The following is a 13332-nucleotide window of genomic DNA, read 5'->3' on the forward strand; positions in this document are numbered from 1 at the left end:
TTTTTGGTGCTCGGATTGAATTACGCTGGCAAATTTGACGCCGCGATTTCCTTGGACGGCTTGGGTTCCCTATCGCCCGCCGATAGCCATGTTGATTCCTTTACCGCGAAGGCACACGGTCACGTGCCCGAAGGCGCGGTCGTTGTTGCCGACCCGAACCTGATCTTTCACGGCGAGTACAAGCGCGCCGGCGCCGACCTCGTGGTGTCCCATGAGGGTCACGAGTTCGTCGTTCACGATTACTTCAGGGGTGACAAGCGCGCGGCGATCGCCTCGCCCGATGGTGCCCACCTCACCGGCGATATCGTCAATGCGCTCACGGGCCATGTGCAATACGCGCAGGCCGCCTCCGGCATTGCCGCGGCCCAGGTCATCGGCCACGTCACCAAGCTCTCCGGCAGCGCCACCGCGGTCCGCAACGGCGTGTCGATCGTCCTGAACAACGGCGACAATGTCGAGAAGGGCGACGTGGTCTCGACCGGCGGCGACTCGACGCTCGGCATCACCTTCATCGACGGCACCGTGTTCGGCCTGTCCTCCAACGCGCGGATGGTGCTGAACGAGATGGTCTACGACCCCAACGGGTCGAACAATTCCTCGCTGCTCAGTCTGGTCGCGGGCACCATCACCTTCGTCGCTGGCGAGACCGCCAAGCACGGCGATATGAAGATCGACACGCCGGTCGCCACGATGGGCATCCGCGGCACGGCGGTGTTGAACCAGATCAATTTCGTCGTTCCCGCCGGCGGCGGCGATCCGCAGCCGCAGGTGAGCTTCCAGGTGCTGGTCGAGCCGAACGGCACGACCGGCTCCTACATCCTGTTCGACAAGGTCACGCTGCTGCCGATCGCGACGGTCAACCAGGCCGGCCAGATGATCCAGATCAGCGGCGGCAACGTCTCGATCTCCAATGCGCTGATGTCGCCGGACATCCAGAAGCTGATCACCGACGTGTTCACGCTGAAGTTCACGGACAACAACAGCAACACCAAGCTGACCCAGAACTTCACCGACTCGATCACGCAGACCGGCAACGTTGTCTTCATCAAGACGGATACCGGTGCCACCGCGACCGCGACCTTCACGCATCTCCCTGAGCCGGGATCGCAGGGGCCCGGCCATGATCCGGCGACCAGCACCCGCATTCCCGGCCCGCCCCTTGCGCGCAGCCTCGATCTCAATGGCAATGTGCAGAAGGCGTTCCCGCTGACCGAGCGCGCGGACACGACCGGCGACACGACCCATTACGATACCATCTCCGGCCTGATCACCTTCGACGACCAGAACCTGGGCGACCGGCCGACTGTGAGCATGAGCGTCGCCGACGCGCCCAACTACGTCTACAAGGACGCCGGGCTGCACGATGTCACCGGATCGCTCACCGCGCTCCAGAAGCAGGACATTGCTGCGACGCTGATCAACATCGACGTGGTCGCCAATGGCGGCAACACCAACCACGGCTCGGCGGTCTGGACCTACACGATTCCCGACCACGTCTTCGACTTTCTCGCGGCGGGTGAGACGCTGACGCTGACCTACAAGGTCCGCGTCAACAATAATTTCTCGGTCAATCCCGAAGCGTCGACCATCGACATCACCATCACGATCACCGGCACCAACGACAAGCCGGTGATCACCACCAGCGTTCCGGTCATCATCTTCGAAGGCGGCACCAGCGTGCCGGGTGGCCCGCTCACCAGCGAGGTGCCGACTTCGGGCACGCTGACCTTCAAGGATGTCGACCTCACTGACACCCACACGGTCGCGGTCAAGCTGACCAGCGCGACCCTGCCTGACGGTAGCGTTCCGCCGGGCCCGCTCGCGGCGTTCCAGAGCGCGATGTCGGTCGCGATCGCGGCGGGCGCCGACAGCAAGGGCAGCGGCACCGGCACCATCAATTGGTCGCTGGCTGACCTGCCGGTCTATCTCGCCGACTTCATCCCCAAGGGTGAAGTGCTGACGCTGGTCTACACCGTGACGCTCAAGGACGCGCAAGGCGCCACTTCGCAGCAGACCATCACCGTCACGATCACCGGCACCGACGCTCCCGCCGTGGTGTGGATCGCCACCGACCATGCCGGCGCTCCCTCCGGCGGCTTCTGGAAGGACGCGGCCAACTGGGAAACCGGCACGGTCCCCACCATCAATGACGACGTCATCGTCATCACGGATCAATTGCACGGGCTGACGCCGTCCTATCCGGTGACGATCGACGCGGCTGCCTATGCCAAGTCGATCACGATGAACGACTACGACACCACGGTCGGCCACACGGCACCGGAGGTCATCAACAAGAGTGCGTTGACGATTGCGGGCGAGGTCAGCCTCAAGGCCGATTCGAAGCTCACCAATTTCACGGCAAGCACGATCTCGGTTGGCGGCAAGGCCGAGTTCCTGGACAGTAGCGTGCTCACCAACGCCGGCGATCTGACGCTCAAGGGCGGCGGCGATTTCGCCGAGGGCACCACGATCACCAATTCCGGCACGATCGAGCTGTTCGGCGGCACGCTGAAGACGCTCGCCGGAATTAACAATGCCGGCGGCACGCTGAAGGCGGATGCCGGCACGACGCTGATCGTCGACACCGCCACCATCAGCGGCGGCACGGTCACCATCGCCGGCACGCTGGAACTCGACGGCAGCAGCGTCCTCAAGGACGGCACGCTGAACAATTCAGGAGCCGTCAACGTCAAGGGCACCGCGGATTTCGCCCATGAGACCGTCTCCAACACCTCCGGCGGCACGATCAAGGTGCTGGCGAATGGCTGGCTGACGATCGACCAGGGCTCGACGGTTGCGAATGCCGGCAACGTCACGGTCGATGCCAACGGCAAACTGACGGTGAACGGGGCCACGATCAGCGGCACCGGTACGGCTACAGGCAACGGTGAGATCGATCTGACCGGCGCTGCGGTGCTAAGCGGCGGCATCCTGAACAACAACGCGGCCTTCAAGGTCAGCGGCTCCGGCAATGCGCTGGACCACGAGACGATCACGAATGTGACAACCGGCACGATCGAAGTGCTGGCGAACGGCGCGCTGACGATCGACCAGGGCTCGACGGTTGCGAATGCCGGCAACGTCACGGTCGATGCCAACGGCAAGCTGACGGTGAACGGGGCCACGATCAGCGGCGGTACGATCGACGGTCTCGGCACGATCGACGTCACTGGTGCCAGCAAGATCGACGGCGGCGCGACGCTGAGCACGGCCACAGTTAGCGCCAATGCCCAGTTGACGCTGGACGGCATCACGGTGTCGGGCTCGGCGATCACGGACAATGGCGGCATCGAGCTCGACAACACCGTCAAGCTCAAGGACGGCGCCAGCATCCAGGGTGGCGCGGTCGCCAATACCGGCCTGCTGGAGATCGCCGGCGCTGCGACGCTGCTCAACGACGTCGTGACCAATACCGGCACGGTGACGGTTGACGGCGGCCAGACGCTGACACTGTCCGGCACGGAGATTTCGGGCGGGGCCGTCAACGGCACCGGCACGATCGATGTCATTGGCAGCAGCAAGATCGATAAATCAGCGACGCTGAGCACCACTGCCGTGACGGTTGAGAGCGGCGTCATCCTGACGCTGGATGACGTGACAATTGCGGGCACCGCAATCGCCAATCACGGCACGGTCAAGGTCGATGCAAGCAGCAAGCTGACATTGAACGGTGCGAGCCTGACAGGTGGCGCGCTCACCGTTTCGGGCACGCTGAATTCGACCGGCACAACTGCGATTACCGACGCCAATATCTCGAACAACTATCTGATCGAGGCAACCCTGGGCGCCTTGACGCTGCTGGCGACGACCTCCGCAAGCTCGATCGCGAATGACGGCATCCTCCGGGCCAATGGCGCCGAGCTCGACATCAACGGCGAAGCCGTCGCAAACACCGGCACGTTGGCGGCGATCAATCACGGGACACTGAAGCTGATCGGGATGACGGTGACCGACACCGGCAGCGGTCATGTCTCGGTCGAGTCCGGCTCGATACTCGATCTCCAGGGCGCGACCATTGACGGCGGTACGGTGACGATTGCCGGTACGCTGGAATCGACCGGCACGAGCGCGATCAACAACGCCGACATCACCAACACCGGCACGATCACGGTCACCAGCGGCACCCTGACGATTGATCCGGCCATCCTCCACACCATCAACAATCACAATCTGATTCAGGCGAATGGCGGTGAACTCGATATTTCCGGTGACCTGATCGTCAACTCGGCCGATATCATGGCGGTCCACGGCGGCACGCTGAAGCTTGCGAGCGTCATCGTGACCAATTCCGGCGGGACGATTGCGGTCGACGGAAGTTCGAAGCTCTATCTGTCCGACGTTTCGATCAATGGCGGCAGCCTGAGCAATGCCGGCAATCTCTACAGCGTATCCGGCTCCAATACCGTTTCGGCAATGGTCACGAACACCGGCACCATCGAGGTGCAGGCCGGCACGCTCAACCTCGCCGGCGGCCTCAGCGGTGTCGGTTCGGTTATCATCGATAACGGCGCGACGCTCGAACTCGCGGGGGCGACGGCGCAGACCATTGCCTTTGCCGGTGGCACCGATACGCTCCAGCTCGACAAGGTGGCGGGCCAGAGCTTCACCGGCACCATTGCCGGTCAGTCGACGAAAGCCGGCACGTTCACGATCAAGGGCGCGGCCGATATCACGACATCGAGCGGCGATGCGCTCGACTTCACCGCATCGGGCGGCACATCAGCAGCGCCCGCCGACATCGTTCTCACGCCCACCGGTGCACTGACGGGCGCGGCCAATGGCGTCGCAATCACCCAGAACGGTACCGGCGATATCTCGTTCACGGCGACCGGCGACATCAAGGGCCTCGCCGGCCACGGCATCTGGCTGCGCGACAGCGCGACCGGCGCTGGCGATATCACTGTCAACGATCTCACCGGCAAGGCGACGGGCACCGGCGCGAATTCGGTCGGCGTTCTCGTCGAGAATTTGAACAGCGCCAATGCCGGCGGCATCTCGATCATCCAGCTCGGCGGCGCTGTCGGCGGCGCATACGGCATCGACGCGACCACGCAGGGCAACGGCGACATCGCCATTGACGCCGGCGGTACCATCACCGGCAGCTCCGTCTACGGTATCCGCGCGCGGAGCTATGGCAGTGGCAGCGAGACCGTCACGACCGAGGCCGGCAGCGCCGTCACGTCGGGCAGCTCCGCCATCATCGCGGTCAATCGGGCAAACTCGATCGACGCGTCAGACGGCAGCACCATCACCGTCACGACCTACGGCACGATCAATTCCGGCAGCAGCCTGAACCAGAGCGGCAACACGCCGGCGGGCATCCAGGCCGGCTACACCGGTGCCACGACCGGGTCGACCGCCAATACCAACGTCAACGGCACCGTCACCATCAGCAATCACGCCAACATCACCGCCGCGGCGGGCTATGGCATCGACGCCTACAATTACGGCAATGGCGACGTCAGGGTGACCAGCTTCGCCGGGACCACGATTTCGGTCTCCGGTACCCAAAGCGTCGGCATCAACGCCTCGGCATTGAGCGGCGGCACTGGCGACGTGACGGTCACGCTTGGCGAAAATGTTACGATCTCGGGTGCGACGAGCTACGGCATCAGGGCTTACAGCATCGATGCGGGCGACGTCAGCGTTACCATGGCGAACGGCGACAGCATCACGTCCGGCAGCACCGGCATCGTGGCGGTCAACTACGCCGCTGCGATCGCTGACGGCCTCGGCAGCACGATCTCCGTCGAGGCCCATGGCACGATCCACTCCGGCTCGACCTCGAATAACGACGGCACCACTCCCGGCGGGATCATCGCCGGCTACAAGCCCGGCGGGACCGGCACGTTCTCGAATGCGGTCAAGGGCGACGTCACCGTCACGAGCGATGCAACGATTATCGCCGATGCGGGCTACGGCATCGAGGCGTTTACCTGGGGTGCCGGCAACCTCACGGTCACGACCGGCGCGACCTCCTCGATTACGGCCGCCGGTACCGCCATCGGCGCCTTCGATCACGGTGGCGGCGACGTCAGCGTCACCAATAATGGCTCCGCCATCGGTGCGGTCGGCGTGTCTGCCGTCGCCAACGGCAGCGGCGACGTCACCATCGTCAATCACGGCGGTATCACCAGCACGAGCCTCGCCGGCATCAGTGTGACGCAGAACGAAATGGGCGCGACCGGCTCGACCCATATCACCAATACCGGATCGATCGTGGCCCCGAGCGCCCATGCGGCGATCTTCATCCAGGAGAACGCGACCGGCATCGCGCAGATCGACAATTCCGCCACCGGAACGATCGGACCAGCCGTCGCCTCGACCGTGACCGCCGCGACTTACGCCATCGTCGAGACCGGCGGCCACATCACGATCAACAATGCCGGCCACATCAACGGCAATATCTCAGTCGCCAGCGCGACCTTCAACAACGAGCTGGGCGGCACCTGGACGGTCGCCGGCAGCGGCATCTTCGGCAACGCGTCGTCGATCGTGAACCACGGCGCCATCGATCTGCATGGCGCGTCGATCTCCGGGTCCGGGCTGAGCGTCGAGAATTACGCGACCATCGACAGCTGGGGCACGGCGTCGATCACGGGCACCGTCGCCAATACCGGCAGCATCGAGGTCCACGCTGGGACCCTGACGCTGTTCGGCTCGCTGTCGGGCGCAGGCTCGGTCACCGTCGACGTCGGCGCGTGGCTGAAGCTCGAGGGCACGGTGACGGCCACGCAGACGATCACGCTCGATGGCGACGGCGCCCATCTTCAGATCGATGCGTCGACCTTCGGCGGATCGATCGCGGCGTTGTCCGCGCACGATACGATCGATCTGTCGAGTATTGTTTATGATGACGGCACGTCGGCGACCTATAACACCGCGGCCGGCGAGCTCGTGGTGAGCGACGCCCACAACCATACGATTACGCTGAAACTCGCCGCCGGCGTCGACTATAGCAACTATCATTTCGCCGGCAGCGACGACGGCCATGGCGGCACGCTGATCACGATCAATTCGGATGACGACAAGCCGGTGTTCGATACGGCAACGGCAACGTTGACCGCGACCGTCCCCGAACGCGAGAACACCACCGGCTCTTCGGCACTCGACCCGACACCCACTGCCGCGACCGGCTCGATCGATTTCAAGGACGTCGATCTCACCGATCGGCCGACGGCGGAGATCACAGGTCAATCCGTGACCTGGCTCGATACCGACGGCACGACTCCGTTGACGCTGACGGGCCAGGAAGCCGCGCTCGAACACGCCCTGACCCTTCTGCAGCAGACCGGCAAGAACAACGGCACGGCCACCTGGAGCTATTCGATCGCCGACGGCGCGCTGGATTTCCTCGGCGAGAACCAGAGCGCCAAGGTAGTCTCCACCGTTACCCTTGATGACCACCAGGGCAAGACCGATACAGCCGAGGTCACGGTCACGATCATTGGCAAGAACGATGCGCCTGCGATCACGGCGGAAACGAACGACCATTCCGGCGCGGACCTGCTCGAGACGAATACGGAACTGGTGAAGCACGGTACGCTGACGGTTTCGGATGCCGATGCCACCGATCACGTGACGGTCGCGGTTGATCATCTCGATATCTATCTGGACGGCGTGCTCCAGACCGACTATGTCGGCGAGCCCTCGAGCGCGACGCTGCTCGACTATCTGGCGGTGCAGCCCGGGGACATTCTCAACGGCTCCGCCACCAACGCCGCGTTTACGTGGGACTTCAATTCAGGCAGCGAGGCCTTCGACTTCCTTGCCGCCGGCCACACGCTGTCGCTGCAGTACACGATCGTGCCCGACGACAGCCACACGCCGACCGGCACCGGCAACGGCGTCCTCACCTTCAACATCGCCGGCAGCAACGATGCCCCGACTCTGGGTGACGCGACGCTAGCCTCCGTCAGTGGAGATAACAGAGATCCGGCTGGCTCCAAGGTCAGCGATCTCTTCGCCGGCAAGTTCCACGACGCCGACGACGGCGCGAGCTTCCAGGCCGTCGCGGTCAGCGCAGACGACGCCAATTCGGATCAGGGAGTCTGGCAGTACGAAATCGCCGGCTCTAACCAGTGGGTCGACATCGCCGGCGTCAGCGACACGACTGCGCTTGTGCTGAGCACGGATACGCTGGTCCGGTTCGTGCCAGCCGACGGCTTTACCGGAACGCCGGCCTCACTGGGCGTGCATGCGATCGACAATACTTACACTGGCGATGTCACGACTGACGTGTTGACGCCGGCGACGATCGATCTCACGGCGACGGGCACCGGCGGCGCCACGCCGGTCTCGCACGAGCTCACCGCCATCGACACCAAAGTGACGGCGCCCCCCGCCAGCGGCCCTGTCATCAACACCGATCACTTCCAGGTCTGGCACACCAACGAGCCGAACACCGACTCCATCACCGGTCTCTCGGTCGTCGATACCGATTCCGGTGCCGCGACGGACGACTTCAAGATGACGGCCGTAACCGGGCAAGATCCGGACAGCAGCGTCGATCCGGGGACCGCTTGCGGCAACCTCGACGATATCAACTCGGTCCTCGCCGACGGCGTCACCTACAGTCCAGGAGCCACCCCGCCCGCGACTGACCAGATCACACTGACGGTGACGGACAAGACCACGGGCCTGTTCGACACCGTCCACTTCATCTTCAACGAGGCTGGTGACACGAGCCAGGGCGTCAGCCTGGAAGGCACCAGCGGCAAGGACGTCATCTTCGCGACCGAGACGGGCGACACGTTGACCGGCGGCGGCGGCAGGGATCAGTTCGTGTTCTCGCCAAACGCGTCGGGAAGCGATAGCGAGCACACCATCACCGATTTCGCGACGGGTCTCGACAAGATCGACCTGCGGCAGTTCTCGGATGTCGGCTCCATCGACGATCTCTCCTTCACCCCGCAATCTGACGACACGCTGGTGTTATGGAGCCACGAGATCGGCCAGCGTGATGGAGAGCCGGTTCTGGAGCAGGAGTCGATCCTGCTGAAGAATGTGACCGCAAGTCTCAAGGCCAGCGATTTCATCTTCCACGTCACCTGATGAACGGCCGACCGATGACCAATTGGCTTTCCTTCGGCCGGCACGCGCCTTGACCGGGGCAAAAAATCCATAATCCTCCACCGCCAGGGAATGGCCAATCGCGTTCCGGCGCTGCATGATCAGTGCGCACGGCGCGAGGCAGGGCAGGAAGTCCTACTGAAATGAAACGTCTCAAGATCCTGCGGCGGTGGTTTGCGCGGAAGTTGGGGTTTGCGCGGCTGATGTGCCTTGCGCTGCTCGTCGTGTTTGCCGGCGCTCGCCTCTGGGATCCGCCGCCGATCCAGGAACTGCGGCTGCGCACCTTCGACATGTTTCAGTTGATCGATCCGCGTCACAAGACGGTGCGGCCGGTCACCATCGTCGACATCGACGACAAGAGCCTCGCCAAGCTCGGCCAGTGGCCGTGGCCGCGGACACGGATCGCCGACCTGATCCAGAACCTCACCAATAACGGTGCGGTGGCAATCGGCTTCGACGTGGTGTTCTCGGAGGCTGATCGGCTCAATCCGGATCTGGTCGCGAGCCAGATGCGGTACCTGGACGACGCCACCCGCGCCAAGCTGCGCGAGCTGCCGAGCAACGACCAGATCCTCGCCGACGCGATCAAGCGCTCGCGCGTGATCCTGGGCGAGACTGGGCAGCGGGCGATTTCGTCCGAGGTCGACAAGTCGCTGCCCTTCACCGGCGTCGCGACGGTCGGCGAGGAGGGCGCTGAGCGCTTCCTGTTCGAATTTCCCGGGCTGTTGCGCAACGTGCCCGAGATCGAGAAGGTCGCGGCCGGCCGCGGCCTGTTCTCGATCAAGACCGAGCGCGACGGCCTGATCCGACGCGTGCCGATGATCATGCGCGCCCAGGGCATGGTCATGCCTTCGCTGAGCCTCGAGATTTTGCGCGTCGTCACGGGCACGCCGACCTTGCTGGTTCGGACCGACAAGACCGGCGTGCGGGCCGTGCGTCTCAAGGGCGTGGAGATCCCAACCGACAGGAACGGTCAGCTGTGGGTGCATTATGCGCGCCAGGATCCCTCGATCTACGTCTCGGCTGCCGACGTGCTCGACAATACCGTGCCGCCGAACAAGATCGCCGGCAAGCTCGTGCTGATCGGCACCTCCGCGGTTGGGCTCAATGACATCAAGACCACGCCGGTGTCCTCGACCATGCCGGGCGTCGAGATCCATGCGCAGGTGCTGGAGAGCGTGCTGAGCGGCGCGGTAATATCCCAGCCGAACTACGCGCTCGGCGTCGAGCTGCTCGCCGCGCTCATCATCGGCTTGCTCGTCATCATCTTCACGCCGAACCTCGGACCGGTCCGCCTCGTGCTTGCCGGCGCGACCTTCGCCGCGATCCTGATCGGAGTGTCCTGGTTCTTTTACGTGCAATACCGCTATCTGATCGATTTCACCTATCCGCTGCTCTCGACCACGGCGATCTATCTGACGCTGATCTTTGCCAGCTTCGTGCGCGAGCAGCGGCAGCGCGTGCAGATTCGCGGCATGTTCGCGCAATACATGTCGCCGGTGCTGGTCGAGCAACTCGCGCAGTCACCGGAAAAGCTCGTCCTCGGCGGCGAGGAGCGCGAAATGACGATCATGTTCTCCGACGTGCGCGGCTTCACCACCATCTCGGAAACCTACAAGCACGATCCGCAGGGCCTGATCGCGCTGATGAACCGCTTCCTGACTCCGCTGACCGACGTGATCATCGATCAGAAGGGCTATATCGACAAATATATGGGCGACGCCATCATGGCGTTCTGGAACGCGCCGCTCGACGATGCCGAGCACGAGGTCAACGCCTGTGAGGCCGCGATCCAGATGTTGGAGAGGATCGACGCCGTGAACAAGGACCGCGAGCAGGAAGCCGTCGATGGCGGCCACGTCTACATCCCGCTCAACGTCGGTATCGGTCTCAACACCGGTATCGGCGTGGTCGGCAACATGGGCTCCGACCTGAAGAAGAACTATTCGGTGCTCGGCGACAGCGTCAACCTGGCCTCGCGCCTGGAAGGCCAGTCGAAAGAATACGGCTTTCCGATCATCGTTGGCTCCCGCACCGCGCTCGCCGCCAAGGACAAGTTCGCAATTCTCGAGCTCGACTTCATCATGGTCAAGGGCAAGACCGAGCCGGAAGTGATCTACGCCATCGCCGGCCGCGCGGACGTGATGCATTCGGGCGCCTTCCAGCGCTTGCGCAACGTCACCATCGAAATGCTCGCCTGCTATCGCAGCCGCGACTGGCAGGGCGCGCTGGACGCGATCGAGCGCGGCCGCAGGAGCGAGGATGCCGACACTCTGGAAAAGCTGTTCAAGCTCTACGAAGTGCGCATCAAGGAATTCCAGGTCAATCCACCGCCGGAGGGTTGGACCGGGGCCTATGCGCTGCTGACGAAGTAGGGGGCAAATGTGTGGTTTGAAGCTAACCACACACTCGCTGTCGTCCTGGCGAACGCCAGGACCCGTTGCCCCAGGGAGAAGTTGTTACGGCGAGCGGCCAACCACCAATCTTCGCCAAACGAATTCGGTGGTTATGGGTCCTGGCTTTCGCCAGGACGACGGTGTGTTTGCGGAAGCTGAGTGCCGCCGGCCTTGAGCCTCACTCCGCCCCGATCGTGGTGAGGTCCTGGAACCAGTGCTGCGCCTGCACGAATTGCTTGACCTTGGGCGACAGCGCATGCGGGTTGGTGTCGTGCACCACCCACACCAGCGTGGCGTCGTCGACGATCAGCGCGTGCGCCTGCGCCAGCAGCTCGTCCTGCTTGGTGCTGTCGAAGGTCTGCTTGGCCTCGTCGATCAGCGCGTCGACCTTCGGATTCTTGTAGCCACCCCAGTTGACGCCGACCGGCGCGATCTGGCTCGAATGAAAGAAGCGGACGATGGCGTAGAGCGGATCGGAGGTGACATAGGCGATGTTATTGGCGGTGATGCCGGCGTTCATCTCGTCGGCCGCGCCCTTGCGCCAGTGCGTATATAGTGTCTCGAGCTCGACCACCTTGAAATCGATGTCGATGCCGATCTCCTTGAAGCTCTGCTGCAAAAATTCGTTCATCGGCAGCGACAGCATCTGGCCGGTGCCGCCCTGTGCGATGATGAAGGTGGCCTTCAGCGGCTTCGCCTTGGAGTAGCCGGCTTCCTCGACCAGCTTCTTCGCCGCGGCGACATCGTATTTCAGCTCGAAGCTCGGCTTGCCGAACCACGGGCTCGACGGATCGACCTGTCCCTTGGCGGGTTTTGCGAGGCCGTTCATCAGGCCCACCAAGGCTTCACGATCGATCGCGAGGTTCAGCGCCTTGCGCAGGCGGATGTCGGTCCAGGGCGAACCCGGCAGCACGCTCAGATGATAATTCCAGACATGCGGCGTGACGTTGTCGACGAGCTTCATGCCGGCAGCCTTGAGCTGCGGCACGGCATCCGGCGCCGGCGTCTCGATCAGATCGACTTGCCCGGCGAGCAGCGCATTGGTCCGCGTCAGCGCTTCCGGCATCGGCACCAGCACGAGCTTGTCGACCTTGGGAATACGCTTCTTGTTCCAATAATCCGGATTCTTGGTGAGCTCGGCGAGCTCGCGCGGCACCAGTTTGGTCAATTTGAACGGGCCGGTTCCCGAAGGCTGGCTCGCGAACTTATCCCAGTCCTTGCCGAGCTTTTCGTAATGCGTTGGGCTCGACACCAGGAACCACAGCATCTGATAGGGAAAGAAGGAATCGACCGTCTTGGTGGTGATCTCCACCGTGGAGTCGTCGATCTTGGCGTAGCTCGCGACCGAAGGCAGGCGGGTCTTGACCTGGGCGCTCTGGCGCTTGTCGAATTGCGGCGCCTTGTCGTTGAGCACCTTGTCCAGATTCCAGATCACGGCATCGGCGTCGAACTCGCTGCCGTCGTGAAACTTGACGCCCTTGCGAAGGGTGAAGCGCCATTTCGTCTTGTTCTCGGCATCGACTTTCCACTCGGTGGCCAGGCCGGGCATCAGCTTTCCCGGGCGGTCGGCGACGTCCATCTCCCACGCCACGAGCGGATCGTAGATGGTGTAGGCCGTGAACTGATAGGCGCCGGCGCCGCGATCGGGCTGGCCGGTCGTCAGCGGGATGTCCGCCATCGAGATGCCGTAGCGCAGCACCGTCTCGGCGCCCGCCGGAATCGCGGACAACGCCAGTGCAAGCACGGCGAAACAGGTCGATAGTCGGATACGCATGGGCCAAAGCTCCAGGAAGGCTTCAAGGACAATCGGAGCCAAACCTGCAATCTTGATGCCAGAATAGGCAGCAAGGTGCTTTCACGGAGG

3 protein-coding genes are annotated in these 13332 nt (G+C 63.4%); 2 read left to right on the forward strand and 1 reads right to left on the reverse strand.

All coding sequences use genetic code 11. From position 1 onward, the window contains the following. Positions 1 to 123: 123 nt before the first annotated feature. Positions 124 to 9054 carry a VCBS domain-containing protein gene (locus IVB40_RS02805; RefSeq protein ID WP_346283278.1) on the forward strand — a complete coding sequence of 2977 codons (8931 nt, stop codon included), beginning with the start codon at positions 124 to 126 and terminating at the stop codon, positions 9052 to 9054. Positions 9055 to 9215: 161 nt separating this feature from the next. Continuing rightward, complete coding sequence (locus IVB40_RS02810) at positions 9216 to 11447, forward strand: adenylate/guanylate cyclase domain-containing protein (protein WP_247818034.1); 2232 nt, start codon at positions 9216 to 9218, stop codon at positions 11445 to 11447. Between the two features lie 199 nt (positions 11448 to 11646). Here the strand turns inward: IVB40_RS02810 and IVB40_RS02815 are convergent, their stop codons facing one another. After that, positions 11647 to 13242 (reverse strand): ABC transporter substrate-binding protein, encoded by a 1596-nt coding sequence (locus IVB40_RS02815; RefSeq protein WP_247818035.1) that lies wholly within the window; start codon positions 13240 to 13242, stop codon positions 11647 to 11649. Positions 13243 to 13332: the final 90 nt, after the last annotated feature.

The organism is Bradyrhizobium sp. 40 (assembly GCF_023100925.1).
In the GTDB taxonomy this organism is placed as follows: domain Bacteria; phylum Pseudomonadota; class Alphaproteobacteria; order Rhizobiales; family Xanthobacteraceae; genus Bradyrhizobium.

Bases quoted from the DNA above. Each gene is read 5' to 3' on its own strand.
- IVB40_RS02810 (WP_247818034.1), top strand. From the start codon at position 9,216: ATGAAACGTCTCAAGATCCTGCGGCGGTGGTTTGCGCGGAAGTTGGGG.
- IVB40_RS02815 (WP_247818035.1), bottom strand. From the start codon at position 13,242: ATGCGTATCCGACTATCGACCTGTTTCGCCGTGCTTGCACTGGCGTTG.